The sequence below is a fragment of the Rhodovulum sp. P5 genome (assembly GCF_002079305.1).
In the GTDB taxonomy this organism is placed as follows: domain Bacteria; phylum Pseudomonadota; class Alphaproteobacteria; order Rhodobacterales; family Rhodobacteraceae; genus Rhodovulum.
Genome location: NZ_CP015039.1, coordinates 3,163,860 through 3,179,636, shown reverse-complemented (window position 1 = coordinate 3,179,636; position 15,777 = coordinate 3,163,860). Strand labels below are relative to the sequence as shown.

Here is a 15,777-nt window from a genome sequence, read left to right as displayed (position 1 = left end):
GCACTGTAGGTAATACAGATTCCTAGATGGATTGTTTTCGCCGTCATGCCGGGTCTGAAAGAGACCCGACATGAAAGACGAATTTAACAACAAGAAACCCTACCCCTCGCCCTTCTGCCTGCGCCTGACATTCGAGGAACGGGCGCGTCTGGAGCGGGATGCGGCGGGAATGGCGCTCGGAGCCTATGTGCGCGATTGCCTGTTTGGCGAAGATGCCGTTCCGCGCAAAACGCGGGGCAAGTTCCCGGTCAAGGATCACGAAGCCCTCGGGCGGGTTCTGGCGGCACTTGGCGGCTCGCGGTTGGCCAGCAATGTGAACCAGCTTGCCAAGGCCGTGAACACCGGCTCCCTTCCCGTCACGCCCGAAACCGAAGACGACCTGATCGAAGCTTGCGAGGCCATACAGGCGATGCGCCGTGACCTTCTGGATGCGCTGGGAAAACAGCCATGATCCTCAAGGGTTCGATCCGCGGAAATGCTGCACACCTCGCCCGGCATCTTCTGAATGTCCGCGACAACGAACATGTCGAACTGCACGAGGTTCGCGGCTTTATCGCCGATGATCTGACCGCCGCTTTGCTAGAGGCAGAAGCGGTCGCACAAGGTTCGCGATGCAGCAAATTCCTGTTCTCGCTGAGCCTGAACCCGCCAGAGACAGAAGCGGTCGGAATCGATACTTTCGAGACCGCCATCGAAACGGCCGAACAGAAACTCGGCCTCGACGACCAGCCCCGCGCCATCGTCTTCCATGAAAAGGAAGGACGGCGGCACGCACATGTCATCTGGTCGCGCATCGATCCCGAAACAATGACCGCGCGCAACATGCCGTTCTTCAAGAACCGGCTGATGGATGTCTCGAAAGACCTCTACCTCGAACATGGCTGGGACATGCCCCGCGGCATGGTGGATCGTGCCGTGCGCAATCCGCTGAACATGACACGCGAAGAATGGCAACAGGCCAAACGTGCAAAGCAAGACCCCCGGATCATCAAGGCGATGTTTCGAGCCTGCTGGGAAAGCTCGGATGCAGTGAAAGCACTTCGCAGCGCGCTTGAAGAGCGCGGCTACTTCCTCGCCCGCGGCGACCGGCGGGGCGTCGTCGCGGTGGATTTCAGAGGCGAGGTTTACGCCCTTGCGCGCTATGCCGGGGTGAAAACACGCGAAGTGAAAGACCGCATCCCCGATCCGAAGGCTCTGCCTTCGGTGGATGACGTAAAAGCGGAGATAGCGCAGCGGATGACAAAGCAACTGCGCCAGTATGTGCAGGAAGCCGAGTCCGGCCACCGCCGCATTCAACCCTCAATCGAGATGCGCCGCCAGAACATGGTGGAACGGCATCGGCGCGAACGGGATGAACTGAACAAGAAGCAGGAAAAACGATGGATCGCCGAAACCAACGCGCGGGCCGCAAGACTGCCCAAGGGCCTCGGCGGTCTGTGGAGCCGGATGACCGGGAAATACGGCAAGATCAGACGTCAGAACGAATTCGACGCCTGGGAAGCTTCCATCCGTGACCGGCAAGAACGGGACACGGTGATCGCCCGCCAGCTTGAAGAACGCCAGGACCTACAGCGGCGCATCGTGCGTGCCCGCGCAGAACGCAACCATGAACTGGACGAGCTTAACCGGGCTATCGCGGACTATCTGCGCTTTGGAACATCGACTCCCGAATCCCCGAAGCGCGACCGGCAGAAAGGCCGCACACCGCGCGACGGACGGGAGCCGGGGCCGGAACTTGAACTCTAGACCTCAAGTTCACCAGTAAAACGCGTAAGTGATTGATATCGTTATGGCGAGATTGGCCAAAATGTAACTACGCGAGGGTGATCAGGCGGGTTTTGGCAGGTTCAGGGTGTCGAAGAGGTCCAGTTGTTCGGGGGTCGGGGTGGTGAGGCCGTCGAGCTTTCGGTCGGCGATCCGGGCTTCGTGGCGGTGGATGCGCGCGAGCATGTCGAGGGCGGTTCGTGGGCTGGCGTCATGTCCTTTTGCCTTCAGCCGCATGCGCATGACGCGGTAGAGGACGAGGGCGAGAAAGCAGATCAGCGCGTGGGCGCGGATGCGGTCGGGCAGCCGATGGTGGACGGGGGCGATCTCGATATCGGATTTCAGGACGCGGAAGCCGCGTTCGATATCGGCCAGCGACTTGTAGCGGGTCACGGTTGCGGTCGGCGTCAGGTCGGGGGCATTGGTCAGCAGGGCGAGCTTGCCGTCGAAGAGTTCGGCTCGGGCGACGGCGTCTTCGTCGATGCTGTAGCTGAACCGGTCGGCCTGCAGGTCTGCCTTGAGGAACCGGGTCAGTTCGGCCTCGGCCACGGCGCGCGTGAAGCGGCTATAGGCGCCGCGGTCGGAGGCGCGGCGGCCCCGCGCCGTCTGGCCGTCGTCTTGCGCATCGAGCTTGGCGACCATCTTTTCGGCCTGGGCTTCAAGTTCGGCGATGCGGGCGCGACGTCGTTCGGATTGGTCGGCGGCTCGAACGGGATCATGGGCGACGATCAGGCGATGGCCGGCAAAATTGCTTTCCGCCAGGCCGCCTTCGTCGAAGGCAAGGCCCCGAAAGGTCTCGACCAGATCGGCATAGCGACGGGCGGGGACGGCGAGGATGAACTCCAGCTTGCGGTCGTCCTGATCGGCCAGGGCGGTCAGTTCGTCGATGTTTTCAAGGCTGAGCAGGCCACGGTCGGCGACCAGGATGACACGCTGCACGGGAAACCGCTGCAACACCGTCTGCAGCATGCCCTGCAGGGTTTTCGTCTCCCCGACATTGCCGGGGTGGACCGTGTGCATGAGCGGCAGGCCGTCGGCGGTTTGCACGACGCCGAGCACGAATTGCCGGGCGATGCCACCGGTTTCCTTGTTCATGCCATAGGCGCGGAGGTCGTCGTCAACCTCTCCGTCGCCATGGATGCGCACCGTGGTCAGGTCGTAGAAGACCACGGCCAGGTCCCGATCGACCAGCGGACGGATTTGTCTGGCCAGTTCCATCTCGACCCGCTCGGCATGGTCCATCAGCGCATCCATGGCGCGGAGCAGATGTTGATGCGTGACGGTGTCCGGCATCGCCGGCATCGCGACCGTTTCCAGCCAGCGCAGGCAGCCAAGCTTGCTTGTGGGGTCGCACAACCGATTGAACACCATGGCGCGGACCAGCGCCTCCACGTCGACTTTCCGCTTGCCGGAACGCAGCGCACGGCCGAGGGCATGATCGAAACCAAGGTCCTTCCACAACTCGTGCAGGGCAAAGACGTCGCCATAGCTGCGCGCCGCCTCGTAGGTGATCTCGGCCTTCTCGGGCTCGACCCGACCCGCGGCGCGACTGAGCCCCCGGATCAGCGCATCGAGCTGGCCATCCTTCATCCCGTCCACGCGCCCCAGATTGGCCACGACGCGCAGCCGGGGCTTGCCCGCCTCGTTACGGAAGGACTCGACAATCTGCAGATAGCGACGCCCGCCGCTCTCGGTGATGCGCGTGAACATGGCATGCAGGATATCGCACGTTTGGGCGCATTCATAGGGTCTTAAACATCATAACGTGTAACTACACGACTTCGGCCGAACTGCCCACCTCGCGCGCCTTAAGCTATTGAAATCCCATACCTGCGCTGAACGCGCTCACGCAGATTCCCCCGGATTTTGTCGAAGTTCGGCTAGACGTAGCGCCGCATCAAACGCATGAAGCCAACGAGCTTCGCAACCTCCCTTATCCATTTTGACGATCTCCCCGACCATCAGTGCCTTGATCTAGGCCAATGTTGGGTGAGCGGGCCGAAAGGCCCTGAGTGGTTCGGGGCCTCCTTACAAAACAAGGGAGGTTCGTATGAAACTCATTTCACATTTCGATGCTGCGGCTCTTGGCACTGCTGAGTTGCACGCCCTTCGCCGGGATGCGTTCGAGGCTTTCATGTCCGCTGCACGCGGATCGCAAGAGCGCCTTGATGCTTTCGCATCGCTCGAAGCCATCGAGGTTGAACTCGCATCGCGCGACCTTACGCTTTAAGCGCCTGTCGCGGCTGGCCAGATGGCCAGCCGCGATTTCTAGTCGAAGGCGTCAAAATCACTGGGCGGGCCCCGCATAAAATCATCGAATGAAGCGAGTTCCTCATCGGACGGTATTGCCGAGCTTGGCAATGCCCGAATGCCTTCCGCAACTTGCCTGCGGTTCAGTGTGCCCAGTGAAACTCTTCCAACCTCAAGTTCGTAATCCAAAGAGCCGCAAAGATAGTTAATTCGTCCGTAGCCTGGCCGCAGAGCTACAGAGCCTCTTTTCTTCCTCACCTCATGCTTGGCAAGGGACATTCTCAGGTGTTCGAGTTGAGTGAAAAGGACATGAACGCGCTTTTGATCGGCATTTGCAAGTTCGATCTGAGACCTGTCTTCCAGCACCCGCTGCAATTGCTGCGCTCGCATTTGCTTGGCAACATGCAGGTATCCTTCGTCCTGCTTCAGAGACTGGATTTTTTCTTTTAGATAACCCGATGCCGACCATTTGGCGACATCCCGACAACGTTGTCGCCAAGTGCGTAAAATCTCATAACACATAAATAGCCACATTTGTGACTGAGCATTTAGAAACGAGGCAGATGCAACTGGAGTCCGCTCTGTCTCGTTCAGTTCTCTCAAAACATCGTACTCGATGTCCATAATGAACTGATCAACAGCACCCAAATTGAAAGCCTGCATACTAAGAAATGGGTCATCACCGAGAAATGTAAGTGAGCAGAGAGCACTATGAAGCGCCCCAGGCTCAACTGCTTCTGGGCTCGGATAGTTCGGCGCTGAATCGCCGGAATAGTCCTCAAAATCGTCTGTCATCGTCACTCGCACGAAGCACTTCACTTTCGCTATGGCCTACTAGTCCCAACCCCTGCGAATATCTGTTCTGTTGCATTCAGGGCACCTCACCGCTGACGTCGGCTTATCGATTCGGCGAGCCTCACGGGCTTCTTCTTCTGTCAGAACTTCGCTCTCAAAGCGATGCCCGCAATTATTACAGCGGAATCTAACCGTATCACTCATAGCTAACCCCCGCTTGTCCGAGAAACTCTACCCAAAGCGCTTCGGCAGCGCATTCGGGATTCATTCGTCGCTCCTCATGTGAAAAGCCCATCGAGCCCTTTAGCTGAAGCTCATATTCATCGGCTTCGATGTTGAACCAGCCATTTGCGGTGTTGTCCGAGGCATCTTCGGAAAACGAATAATAGACGTCACCAAAGCTATGCTTGCCACGACCACCGTGCACCGTAAGGTGCGCCGTTCCATGTCCAAGGCTGCTATTCACAATGACGCAGCCGAATGATGTATCTGAGTAGTCCGCGAAGCGTCCGCGCAAGCCATCAACGGCACTCAATTCTTCAATGGCATTTTTAAAATAAGATCTGATCGCGTTGAATGCTTCTTCCCTGAATTCGGCACGATCAATATCATCGAAGTCCTTTTTGACGCGGTATCGACGCTCCGCCGTTGGCGCTTTTCGATCAACGTCATCGACATCGACCGCTGCATCTAACGCAACTGCGTGCGGTTCTTTGTCCAAGATGCGCCGCAACTCCTGAATAATATTTAGGTAAGCAGTATTCTGATTTGTCCATTCGCTGACGGGCTTGCCGTCCAATGGCACGGCCTTAAGGTCGCGGAGACGTGAGGTCGTCCAATCACAAGGCTCAATGATGATCGGTACCACACGAGCTTCGCGCACTTCGTGACGCTCAAGGGCGCGGCTCATCTCGGTCTCAACGCAGTAATCTGACGCGAGGAAGTCAGGGCTAACCATGAGTAGGAACAAATCAGATTCTTCGATCTGTTCCTTAATCTCGGCATGCAGATCGTCACCGGCCAAGATATCACGATCATACCAAGCCTCGATGCGGCCTTCGCGTTTGAGCGAAGCGAGGTGGACATGAAATCGCTTCAGCGCTTCGCTGTCGCGGTGGGAGTATGAGATAAATGCCTTCACTTTTCGCTTACTTACCTTTCTTGCCGCCGTGCTTTGTTGGGTCGGCCATCTTGTACTTCTGGCCGGACTTGAGTGGCGGAGGCAGCGGCTCACCTTTGGTCACTGTGCGCTCGATTCCGGTTCCACCACCGCGTGGGCCGGTCATCTCGTATTGCCCACTGCGCGGTGCCTTTTCGCCGGGTTTGTAGGTCTTAGTCACGAGCTCTATCCTCTAGATGGTGTGGCTGAATCGGAATATACCCCAATATAACATACGATAAACGGAACAAAAAGAGAACTATTTCAGTCGCGGCTGGCCATCCGGCCAGCCGCGAATTTTCTGCCTCGCTAGAAAAGGCTTAGCTGCACGCCGGTCCATCCCGTGCGCTCGGCCTCGTGCTCCAGCCACGCGGTGACATAAGCGACCGCGCCGCCATGCTCGGTAATAATGCCGACCGGCAGGAAGTGCGAGCGGTAGCCGGTTTCTGTGACGGGGAGCGCGACACGCTCCGCAGTCGTCAGTTCGATATGATCGGCCATCCCGAATTTTTCTGGCGTGAAGGTGATCTCAATCGAAATCCCGCGCCATGTGATGCTGTGCTGTTCCATGCGTTTTCCCTTTCGATGCTGGCGGAAGGCCGCGGCTTACGCCGCGACCTCTTCCTTGCTGTCCTGTTCATCGATGAGGGGTTGCAGCCCTTTCAGGTAATCGGCGGCACGCTGGGCATGGGCGGCGGCGGAAAAGATCGCCCGCTTGTCGTTTTTCAAGACCTTCAATTATCGCGAGGATGGGATAATGTGGAGGAAGTCTGCCAAGGCCCTGGTTTTCAGCAACGTCAGGCTTTTTACCTCCGCATTATTTTGATGCGCGTCAGAGCGTATCCAACCAGTCGAGCACGCTTTGGTCGCGTCGCCATGAGGGTGGACTATCGGTTTTCGGTCTTTCAACACGCTCCAGTGCTTTCCGTTTGGTTTCCAGATTTGCCTGAGCATAGTGGTTGGTGGTTTCGAGGCTGACATGACCCAGCCAGCTGCGGATGACCGTGACGTCGACGCCAGCGGCGACCAGGTGCACGGCTGTCGCGTGCCGGAAGCTATGCGGCGTCACATGTTTTGCCGCCAGCGTCGGCGCGGTCTTTTCAGCCGCCCTGACATAGTCCGCCAGCTTGAACCGCACGCCCGAGGCGCTCAGCGGTTTGCCGTGGCGGTTCACGAAGAGAGGTTCATCGGCCGGCTTCGGTATTCGCTCGAGCAACGACCTCAGCAAGGCGACCGTTTCCGGCCAAAGCGGGCTGATCCGTTCTTTCCGGCCTTTGCCATACAAGCGCACGCAGGCTGGTGCGTCGAACCTGATCGCTTGCGGACAAAGGTCGAGCGCTTCCTGGATGCGCGCGCCTGTATTGTAGAGAACCGACAGCAAGGCATGATCCCGCTGGCCGATCAACGTGGAGCGGTCGGGTTGAGCCAGGATCGCCTGCACCTCTTCGGGTTCGAGGTAGTCTGGCGCGCGGATCGGTGCTTTTTTCGTCGGCACGTTCAGTACCTCCGCGCACTGCGCCATGAGTTCCGGTTCGCGCGTTGCCACAAAGCCGAAGAAGCTGCGCAGGGCAGCGAGGCGGCAGTTCCGGGTGCCGATTGTGTCACCGCGTTCGACCTCAAGATGTTGCAGGAAGGCGATGACCTCCGCCGCGGTCAATTCGCTCAGCGCTAGGCGAACAACCGGCTTGCGACGCCGGGCCGCGACAAAGCGCAGAATGAGCCGCCAGGTGTCCCGATACGATTTGATGGTATGCACAGAGGCGTTGCGTTGCTGGACCATCCAGTCGGTGAAGAACATGCGCAGCAATTGGGGAAGCGGATCAGATTTCATGATGCCACCTCCGCCGGATCAGCGTTGCCAGGCGAGGCGAAGGCCCGGAACCGCTCGCTCGCTTCATGCAACAGTTCCTGCGTCACCGTGATGTAGACCAGCGTGGAGTTGATATCCCGGTGGCCGAGATATGTTGCAAGATACGGCAGCTTTTCCTGCGGATTCACGCCTTGTCGGTACCATTCGAGGATCCGGTGAACGACAAAGGTATGGCGCAGGTCATGGATGCGCGGCCCGGTCTTGCCCGTGACCGGTTTGAGGCCTGCCATGCGCAGAATGGCAACAAGGTGATCGCTGATAGTTGCCCGACAGTAATAGCGGTTCTTTTGATCGTGCCAGAACAAGCCAGCTTCGGGGCTGCGAGAGACCTTGGCCTTCTCCCGCGCTTCGAGAAGCACGCGCAGAGCATCCATCGCGCTGTCCGACAGCGGCAGAATGCGGGACTTGAAGAACTTCGTCTCCCGGACCGCGATGGTTCCGGCCTGCATGTCAACGTCGCCAAGCGTCAGCCTTGCAATCTCGCCGATGCGCAATCCGGCGCAATAGGCCAGAACCAGCATGGTATATAGGTTGATCGGACGCGAGGGTGCGCGCGGCGACGGGTAGGTCCGGGCGATCGCAAGCAGTTTCTGGATTTCCTCGGAGCTGTAGATATAGGGGCGCCGCCAGCCGCGAGCGACCTGTTTCGCTGGCCGGTTGTCCGATTGCCGTTTGGGACGTGATGGATCGTCATGGCACAGTGCCTTGTTCAGGATACGGGCCAATTTCTCGCATTCGGCCGGATGGTTCGCGGTCGTCTTTGTCCTGCGGTAGTTCTCAAGCATGATCTCCAGCGGCTGGCCATCAAGATCGGGCCTTCGCTGCAGAAAGCGGTCGAACCTGCGGCAAATGACGTCGGCCGCCTCATACCGGTAGCCCCTGCGCTGCATCCGCTCGACATGGTTGCGCATCAGCTCTCCCAATGAACTTTCGAACGGTCGAGGTTGCCGCAACGCCTCGAGTGCCTGATTGGGATCAGGGGCCATCAAAGCCCGTATTACCCCGTGTCACTGTGGGCATTATAGTCACGGCGAAGGTCGGAGATCGGACTGCTCCCAATCCTTCCTTCATCCGCCAGGGCATCAAGGAAGCGGGTAACAATACGGGCGCGGTTCTTCACCGTTGAACGGGCCCAGACCTCGCCGCGCTCGCGCAACCAGTATTCAAATGCTTGCCGGTCGGTTGCGCCAAACCGCAACGCCACCTGCCGGAAGCTGTTCAGCGCTTGCCGATAGTAAATTGGCGTTATCGCATAGTTCAATGGAAGCCGGGCGATGTAGTGCTCGATGAGCTCATCGCCATCCTCGGGCCAACGCCTCATTGTCTCACCTCCCGACCTGGAAGGTTGATGGCAATTGCACGCAGGTCTTCGGTGGCAAGCTTCAGATAGGGAGCTGTCGATTCCGGGGATCGGTGGCCAAGGACATCGCCGATGATCTTGCGCGGGGTGGATGCCCTCAGCATGCTGACCGCACGGGCGTGACGGAAGATATGCGGTCCGCGCTTGCCAGCAAGCTCAATTCCGGCGTTAGCGAGGCGCCGTTTGACCACACCATAGAGGCCGCCCGCCATCATCGCCTGATAAGGCGCACGGCTCCGCACGAAGATGGTGCGCACATTCGTGTCCGGACGACCGTCCCGCAAGTAACGCAGGATCGCTTCCCCCACGGGTTCCATCAGGGGCAGCACGTCCGAGGCATTGGATTTGGAGCGCTGTACCCGAATGGTATCGGCCCGCCAGTTGATATCCTCGATCTGCAATCGGCCGACCTCGCCGGACCGAAGGCCGTAATTGGCAAGAAGCTGCAGGATCGCGTGGTCACGTAATCCCAAGGGCGAACTGTCCTGCCCCGCAAGCTCAAGAACCGCCGCGATCTGATCCGCAGTCAGGATCGACGGAATGCCCTCGTAGGCGTAGAGGAGCGGGGCAATCACATGACCCGAGAGGTCATCCGGATGCAACTTGCCCCGGTGTAGATGGCGCAGGAAGCCGCGCAACCGTTCGGCCACGTCCTTGAGCGATTTGCGAGTCAATCCCGGCGCCCTGATATCCATGTAAGCATCGACGTCGCGCACGCTCAGATCGGCAAGACCGACTTTTTCGTACCGCTGGACGAACCATTTGCAAAAATGACGCGCTTCCCACATCAGCGCCTTGATCGAAGGTTCTGCCAGGCCGCGTTCGACCCTTAGCCATTGCTCATACTGGTCGCAGGTCTCGCGGGCGACGCGCTCTGCTTCGTTTGCGGCAGGCGGCGCTGGCGGCCATTCTGGCAAAGCGGAGCGCAGCAAGGCATGAATGCCCGACCGCGGGATCGATGCCCAACTGGACCCTGGTGCGCGCCCGCGGTCCCGTTGAAACTGCCGGACTGCGTGGCGCAAGTATTCGGCGACAAAGTCCGGGGTGACGTCGCGCAGGTCAATCGCGTGCTCCTCCAGATAAGCGAGGAATTGACCGGCATAGAGGCAATAATTGTGAATGACCGTCAGGCTGTAACGCTGCCGGTGCAGGGTGTCGCGAAGCTTCGAAAGCTCCTCAGGTTTCGATGATGACATTTGGTTTTCCTTGGTTTGTTGGGTCAACCAAGGGAACCTCCAGTCTCAAATAATGCGCAGCAAGGGCGACAGCACCCCTATCCAACACATTGAAATCAAACGGGCTACGAAATTCTCCTCCGCATTATGCCGTTCTCGCGATAATTACGGTAATGACGAGCTCGTCATTAGCGCAGCCAGCTTTGAATATAGGCCGCGTGATCCTCTCCCGGCTCCGGGGTTAAGGCCAGATCGGCACACAGGAACGCCGCGCCAAGCTCGGCAACCAGTTCCTCGCGCGCGTAGCCTTCATCACCCCAGCGCTTGCGCCCGAAATCCCGGTCAAGGCGGGTCTTGTGTTTTGTCCAGTGGGTCAACTCGTGCGCGAGGGTCGCGTAATACGCTTCGGGGCTGCGGAAGCTCTCGAAAACCGGCATCTGCACATGATCGGTGCCGCCGCTATAGTGTGCGCTGTTCCCTCCATGGCGGATATCGGCGCGGATGTTGGTGAAGAAAATGTCCGCGTGGTCGATGCGCTGCGCCGGATCGATGATGGGCTCGGGCTTGGTGTAGTAGTGTTCGGGCAAGCCTTCGATCTGCTCGACGTTGAAGACGGTGTAACCCTTCATGAAGGGAATGCTGCGCTCTTCCTCGCTGCCGTCGTCCTGTTCCTCGGTCTTGGTGATGGTGTTAGCATAGACAACCAGATTGCCGCGCTCGCCCTTGCGCACATGCGCGCCCATCTCCTTGGCCTGCCGGAAGGTCATCCAGAAAGGCGAGAGAAACCCGCCCTCCATCGCCGCGCCCCAGAGCATGAGGACATTGATTCCGTTATAGGGCTGCCCGTTGTGCCGCAGGGGTTTGACGATCCGCCCCTCCATGTTTCCTGCGGACCACGGCTTGAGCCACGTCAATTCGCCTTTTTCAAGATCGGCCACGATCTTGTCGGTCACTTTTTGATAAACATCTGCTTTCACTTGATTTTCTCCTTATCTTCGGTTGCGCATGCAACCGAACTGCCCCTCTGGCGAAGAGAGGGGGGAGGCCGTCCAGACCGAAAGACATGGAGGTGGTGCGGGCGCAGGCGAAGCCGAGCCACGGCTCCATGCCTTTCGCCCGAAGCGTCAGCGCAGGGCTTGGTCTTGACGGGTGATGGGGTCATCGACCCCCAATTCAATGAAAGGAAAACGCGCGAGACCCAAAGGTCTCGTGCCCTGCCAGGAGGGCAGCAACGCTGCCCGACACTCGCGCAAGGGGGCGAAGCCGGATGGCCAAGACCGCTATCGGCGGGCTTGGTTCACGAGCACCCGGCCCCGTGAGGGGTGCGCCCCCTTATCTTTATTCCGCGCCGCGATGATGAAGACCTGTGAGGCACAGACGCAGGTGCCAGGAGCTCGCTCCCGTTGGGAATTGGCCTCTTTCACGAGATCGGAGATTGACGCCCCCCTGCATCTAGCGGTACGAGATAGCAAATTCGCAACAAATAGCGTTCGCACCACTTTGTGGTGTTATGTATTGACTCCCCAACAATCGATCCCGATAGTTTCAGCGATGACTGAACGTGCGGTTGTCGCCATGGTTGGCGTAACAAAACGGCGCTGATGTCTGGCTCGGCGGGCTAAGGGAAGTCAGTCTGCCCGGTCGTTCGAAACATGGCTTTGGTGCGTTCCGTTAGTGGCTCGCCACCCGAAAGTTCGGGCTGTCATGACTTAACGTGACACCAAAACCAATGCCACATCAGAGACTTAAAGCCCCCCGTTGCATTAAGATCACGACCCTGATACTATTGGAACATGTTAGAGATTTCAAAGTCAGATGTTCTCAAGAGCCTGAAACGGGACAACCCGTGGTGGGGTGCGGATCACGCTCCGCCGCACCTCGGCAAGGAACGAAGACGGGCGTATTTTGGGCCGTTTTCCGGGCTTGCACTCGACTGGTCGGTCAGACGCACGACAATCCTGATGGGACCGCGCCGCGTCGGCAAGACCGTGATGCTGAAACAGCTTATCGATCAGGCGCTGCGCGACGGGTTCGAGGGCTCACACATCCTGTTCGTTTCGATTGACACGCCGCTCTATAGCGGCATGCCGCTCGAACGGTTGATCGATCTCTTCGAGGAAGAAACGGGGCATGCCCCCGACGACAAGAGGATCGTCATCTTCGATGAAATCCAGTATCTGAAGGATTGGGAAATCCATCTGAAGGTGCTGACCGACCGCCATCCGAATACGCGGTTCATCGCCTCGGGCTCTGCCGCAGCGGCGTTGCGCCTGAAAAGCCAGGAATCGGGTGCGGGACGGTTTACCGATTTTTTCCTGCCGCCCCTGACCTTTGCAGAGTTCCTGATGTTCCGCGGGCTTGAAGACAAGCTCATCATCTCTCGCAACAGGGGCGCAACGCTGCGGTATAGCGCCCGCGACATCGAAAAACTTAACGGGGAGTTTATTCACTACCTGAATTTCGGCGGTTATCCGGAAGCCGTTCTGAACGAGCGCATTCAGGCCGATGTGCAACGCTTCCTCGGACGCGACATCATCGACAAGGTGCTCCTGCGCGACTTGCCCAGCCTGTACGGTATTCAGGACATTCAGGAACTGAACCGGCTGTTCACGACCATCGCCTACCATACCGGACAGGAAATCAGCCTTGACGGACTTGCGCAAAGCTCGGGTGTGGCCAAGAACACGATCACCAAATATCTCGACTATCTTGAAGCGGCGTTCCTGATTGTGCGCGTGCGCCGCGTCGATGACACCGGCAAGACTTTTCAGCGCATGCGGCACTTCAAGGTCTATCTGACCAACCCATCGATGCGATCCGCATTGTTCGCCCAGATCGAGGACGGCGACGAACCCATGGGGGCGATGGCCGAGACGGCGATATTCAGTCAATGGTTTCATTCAGAGGAGATGCACAACATCCATTATGCACGCTGGAAGAAGGGGCGTCAGGAGCTTGAAGTCGATCTGGTGCGCGTCGATCCAGCCCGGCTAAAGCCAACCTGGGCCTATGAAATCAAATGGTCGGATCGTTATGCGAGCGACCAGCCCGGCGAACTGAAGGGCTTGATTGAACTGGCCAAACGCCACCAGGACACAAACCTGCCGGTCGGCGCAACGACCAAGACGATGACGTGCGAAACAACGATAGACCAGACCACCATCCGTCATTTCCCCTGCGCACTACACTGTTATCAGGTTGGAAAGAATGTTGCAGAAGGAAGAGCGCCTTAAACCGAAACCTTTCCTCGCGTTTGCACAGTCGAAGACAATGCGTCCAGACTTTCGCCGCATCTAATTACTTTAGCTTTATCAATTTTTGGCTCTCCATGACTGAATTCAACCACGCCCCCAGAGCCTCGAATTCCTGCTCGATCACTTGCGGTGTAGGCGCGGTAGGATTGATTGCGTCAGAAGCTTTGTGTAGAATATGTAAGCATTGTCCATAGTGCTGGCGCGCCTCTGAAATTTCAGAAAGCTTAGTAAATCCATTGATTTGGGGCAACTGCAAAGGAAAACAGACTCGATTTACGAGTAGCCCTAAAAAAAGGGGCAGGTCAAATCGCGGAAATGGGGTCGTTCGGTGTCCATCTGGTCATCCCCCAGGGCCTGAAACCTCAAGTTCACCAGTAAAACGCGTAAGTGATTGATATCGTTATGGCGAGATTGGCCAAAATGTAACTACGCGAGGGTGATCAGGCGGGTTTTGGCAGGTTCAGGGTGTCGAAGAGGTCCAGTTGTTCGGGGGTCGGGGTGGTGAGGCCGTCGAGCTTTCGGTCGGCGATCCGGGCTTCGTGGCGGTGGATGCGCGCGAGCATGTCGAGGGCGGTTCGTGGGCTGGCGTCATGTCCTTTTGCCTTCAGCCGCATGCGCATGACGCGGTAGAGGACGAGGGCGAGAAAGCAGATCAGCGCGTGGGCGCGGATGCGGTCGGGCAGCCGATGGTGGACGGGGGCGATCTCGATATCGGATTTCAGGACGCGGAAGCCGCGTTCGATATCGGCCAGCGACTTGTAGCGGGTCACGGTTGCGGTCGGCGTCAGGTCGGGGGCATTGGTCAGCAGGGCGAGCTTGCCGTCGAAGAGTTCGGCTCGGGCGACGGCGTCTTCGTCGATGCTGTAGCTGAACCGGTCGGCCTGCAGGTCTGCCTTGAGGAACCGGGTCAGTTCGGCCTCGGCCACGGCGCGCGTGAAGCGGCTATAGGCGCCGCGGTCGGAGGCGCGGCGGCCCCGCGCCGTCTGGCCGTCGTCTTGCGCATCGAGCTTGGCGACCATCTTTTCGGCCTGGGCTTCAAGTTCGGCGATGCGGGCGCGACGTCGTTCGGATTGGTCGGCGGCTCGAACGGGATCATGGGCGACGATCAGGCGATGGCCGGCAAAATTGCTTTCCGCCAGGCCGCCTTCGTCGAAGGCAAGGCCCCGAAAGGTCTCGACCAGATCGGCATAGCGACGGGCGGGGACGGCGAGGATGAACTCCAGCTTGCGGTCGTCCTGATCGGCCAGGGCGGTCAGTTCGTCGATGTTTTCAAGGCTGAGCAGGCCACGGTCGGCGACCAGGATGACACGCTGCACGGGAAACCGCTGCAACACCGTCTGCAGCATGCCCTGCAGGGTTTTCGTCTCCCCGACATTGCCGGGGTGGACCGTGTGCATGAGCGGCAGGCCGTCGGCGGTTTGCACGACGCCGAGCACGAATTGCCGGGCGATGCCACCGGTTTCCTTGTTCATGCCATAGGCGCGGAGGTCGTCGTCAACCTCTCCGTCGCCATGGATGCGCACCGTGGTCAGGTCGTAGAAGACCACGGCCAGGTCCCGATCGACCAGCGGACGGATTTGTCTGGCCAGTTCCATCTCGACCCGCTCGGCATGGTCCATCAGCGCATCCATGGCGCGGAGCAGATGTTGATGCGTGACGGTGTCCGGCATCGCGGGCATCGCGACCGTTTCCAGCCAGCGCAGGCAGCCCAGCTTGCTTGTGGGGTCGCACAACCGATTGAACACCATGGCGCGGACCAGCGCCTCCACGTCGACTTTCCGCTTGCCGGAACGCAGCGCACGGCCGAGGGCATGATCGAAACCAAGGTCCTTCCACAACTCGTGCAGGGCAAAGACGTCGCCATAGCTGCGCGCCGCCTCGTAGGTGATCTCGGCCTTCTCGGGCTCGACCCGACCCGCGGCGCGACTGAGCCCCCGGATCAGCGCATCGAGCTGGCCATCCTTCATCCCGTCCACGCGCCCCAGATTGGCCACGACGCGCAGCCGGGGCTTGCCCGCCTCGTTACGGAAGGACTCGACAATCTGCAGATAGCGACGCCCGCCGCTCTCGGTGATGCGCGTGAACATGGCATGCAGGATATCGCACGTTTGGGCGCATTCATAGGGTCTTAAACATCATAACGTGTAACT

At 59.0% G+C, this 15,777-nt stretch carries 16 protein-coding genes; 4 read left to right on the top strand and 12 right to left on the bottom strand.

What is annotated here, in order from left to right:
• The first annotated feature begins 70 nt into the window (after window positions 1-70).
• Both RGUI_RS15170 and RGUI_RS15165 read left to right on the top strand, forming a co-directional pair.
• Window positions 71-451: a hypothetical protein gene (locus RGUI_RS15170; protein ID WP_081534490.1), complete on the top strand. Its 381-nt coding sequence runs from the start codon at window positions 71-73 to the stop codon at window positions 449-451.
• Window positions 448-1,746, top strand: a complete 1,299-nt coding sequence (locus RGUI_RS15165) for a relaxase/mobilization nuclease domain-containing protein (protein WP_081534488.1) — start codon at window positions 448-450, stop codon at window positions 1,744-1,746. The genes RGUI_RS15170 and RGUI_RS15165 overlap by 4 nt, the downstream gene beginning before the upstream one ends.
• Before the next feature lie 81 nt (window positions 1,747-1,827).
• Here the strand turns inward: RGUI_RS15165 and RGUI_RS15160 are convergent, their stop codons facing one another.
• Window positions 1,828-3,474 (bottom strand): IS1634 family transposase, encoded by a 1,647-nt coding sequence (locus RGUI_RS15160; protein ID WP_081532493.1) that lies wholly within the window; start codon window positions 3,472-3,474, stop codon window positions 1,828-1,830.
• A 340-nt stretch (window positions 3,475-3,814) separates the two neighbouring features.
• Between RGUI_RS15160 and RGUI_RS15155 the strand changes: the two genes are divergently transcribed.
• Complete coding sequence (locus tag RGUI_RS15155; RefSeq protein WP_081534486.1) at window positions 3,815-3,994, top strand: hypothetical protein; 180 nt, start codon at window positions 3,815-3,817, stop codon at window positions 3,992-3,994.
• 38 nt (window positions 3,995-4,032) lie between these two features.
• On the opposite strand, the gene RGUI_RS21500 is transcribed toward RGUI_RS15155, so the two are convergent.
• The 10 genes from RGUI_RS21500 to RGUI_RS15115 form a co-directional block, all read right to left on the bottom strand.
• The gene (locus RGUI_RS21500) at window positions 4,033-4,809 is read right to left on the bottom strand and encodes a hypothetical protein (RefSeq protein WP_156882986.1); all 777 of its coding nucleotides are present in this window, start codon (window positions 4,807-4,809) and stop codon (window positions 4,033-4,035) included.
• Window positions 4,810-5,005: 196 nt separating this feature from the next.
• Window positions 5,006-5,950 (bottom strand): toll/interleukin-1 receptor domain-containing protein, encoded by a 945-nt coding sequence (locus tag RGUI_RS15145; RefSeq protein WP_172841163.1) that lies wholly within the window; start codon window positions 5,948-5,950, stop codon window positions 5,006-5,008.
• A gap of 7 nt (window positions 5,951-5,957) precedes the next feature.
• Window positions 5,958-6,149 carry a hypothetical protein gene (locus tag RGUI_RS15140; protein WP_081534480.1) on the bottom strand — a complete coding sequence of 64 codons (192 nt, stop codon included), beginning with the start codon at window positions 6,147-6,149 and terminating at the stop codon, window positions 5,958-5,960.
• Between the two features lie 128 nt (window positions 6,150-6,277).
• Window positions 6,278-6,538, bottom strand: a complete 261-nt coding sequence (locus RGUI_RS15135; RefSeq protein ID WP_081534478.1) for a hypothetical protein — start codon at window positions 6,536-6,538, stop codon at window positions 6,278-6,280.
• Window positions 6,539-6,574: 36 nt separating this feature from the next.
• Window positions 6,575-6,697 carry a hypothetical protein gene (locus tag RGUI_RS22380; RefSeq protein ID WP_256387852.1) on the bottom strand — a complete coding sequence of 41 codons (123 nt, stop codon included), beginning with the start codon at window positions 6,695-6,697 and terminating at the stop codon, window positions 6,575-6,577.
• Between the two features lie 103 nt (window positions 6,698-6,800).
• Complete coding sequence (locus RGUI_RS15130; RefSeq protein ID WP_253798483.1) at window positions 6,801-7,799, bottom strand: site-specific integrase; 999 nt, start codon at window positions 7,797-7,799, stop codon at window positions 6,801-6,803.
• Window positions 7,796-8,749, bottom strand: a complete 954-nt coding sequence (locus RGUI_RS15125) for a tyrosine-type recombinase/integrase (protein WP_253798481.1) — start codon at window positions 8,747-8,749, stop codon at window positions 7,796-7,798. Before RGUI_RS15125 ends, RGUI_RS15130 begins: the two co-directional genes overlap by 4 nt.
• A gap of 86 nt (window positions 8,750-8,835) precedes the next feature.
• A complete protein-coding gene (locus tag RGUI_RS22210) occupies window positions 8,836-9,159 on the bottom strand; it encodes a hypothetical protein (RefSeq protein ID WP_253798470.1) in 324 nt (107 codons plus the stop codon).
• Window positions 9,156-10,421 carry a site-specific integrase gene (locus RGUI_RS15120; RefSeq protein ID WP_253798467.1) on the bottom strand — a complete coding sequence of 422 codons (1,266 nt, stop codon included), beginning with the start codon at window positions 10,419-10,421 and terminating at the stop codon, window positions 9,156-9,158. Before RGUI_RS15120 ends, RGUI_RS22210 begins: the two co-directional genes overlap by 4 nt.
• Window positions 10,422-10,561: 140 nt before the next feature.
• Complete coding sequence (locus RGUI_RS15115; protein WP_081534473.1) at window positions 10,562-11,350, bottom strand: ArdC family protein; 789 nt, start codon at window positions 11,348-11,350, stop codon at window positions 10,562-10,564.
• Window positions 11,351-12,166: 816 nt separating this feature from the next.
• Between RGUI_RS15115 and RGUI_RS15110 the strand changes: the two genes are divergently transcribed.
• A complete protein-coding gene (locus RGUI_RS15110; RefSeq protein ID WP_081534471.1) occupies window positions 12,167-13,606 on the top strand; it encodes an ATP-binding protein in 1,440 nt (479 codons plus the stop codon).
• 461 nt (window positions 13,607-14,067) lie between these two features.
• Here RGUI_RS15110 and RGUI_RS15105 read toward each other — a convergent pair whose 3' ends face one another.
• On the bottom strand, window positions 14,068-15,714 hold the full coding sequence (locus RGUI_RS15105) for an IS1634 family transposase (protein WP_081532493.1): 1,647 nt from the start codon (window positions 15,712-15,714) through the stop codon (window positions 14,068-14,070).
• Between the last annotated feature and the right edge of the window lie 63 nt (window positions 15,715-15,777).

What these genes read in the sequence shown, in the direction of transcription:
- RGUI_RS15160 (WP_081532493.1), bottom strand. Translation starts at nt 3,474, where the DNA reads ATGTTCACGCGCATCACCGAGAGCGGCGGGCGTCGCTATCTGCAGATT.
- RGUI_RS22210 (WP_253798470.1), bottom strand. Translation starts at nt 9,159, where the DNA reads ATGAGGCGTTGGCCCGAGGATGGCGATGAGCTCATCGAGCACTACATC.
- RGUI_RS15170 (WP_081534490.1), top strand. Translation starts at nt 71, where the DNA reads ATGAAAGACGAATTTAACAACAAGAAACCCTACCCCTCGCCCTTCTGC.
- RGUI_RS21500 (WP_156882986.1), bottom strand. Translation starts at nt 4,809, where the DNA reads ATGACAGACGATTTTGAGGACTATTCCGGCGATTCAGCGCCGAACTAT.
- RGUI_RS15110 (WP_081534471.1), top strand. Translation starts at nt 12,167, where the DNA reads ATGTTAGAGATTTCAAAGTCAGATGTTCTCAAGAGCCTGAAACGGGAC.
- RGUI_RS15155 (WP_081534486.1), top strand. Translation starts at nt 3,815, where the DNA reads ATGAAACTCATTTCACATTTCGATGCTGCGGCTCTTGGCACTGCTGAG.
- RGUI_RS15130 (WP_253798483.1), bottom strand. Translation starts at nt 7,799, where the DNA reads ATGAAATCTGATCCGCTTCCCCAATTGCTGCGCATGTTCTTCACCGAC.
- RGUI_RS15165 (WP_081534488.1), top strand. Translation starts at nt 448, where the DNA reads ATGATCCTCAAGGGTTCGATCCGCGGAAATGCTGCACACCTCGCCCGG.
- RGUI_RS15105 (WP_081532493.1), bottom strand. Translation starts at nt 15,714, where the DNA reads ATGTTCACGCGCATCACCGAGAGCGGCGGGCGTCGCTATCTGCAGATT.
- RGUI_RS15135 (WP_081534478.1), bottom strand. Translation starts at nt 6,538, where the DNA reads ATGGAACAGCACAGCATCACATGGCGCGGGATTTCGATTGAGATCACC.
- RGUI_RS15125 (WP_253798481.1), bottom strand. Translation starts at nt 8,749, where the DNA reads ATGCGCAACCATGTCGAGCGGATGCAGCGCAGGGGCTACCGGTATGAG.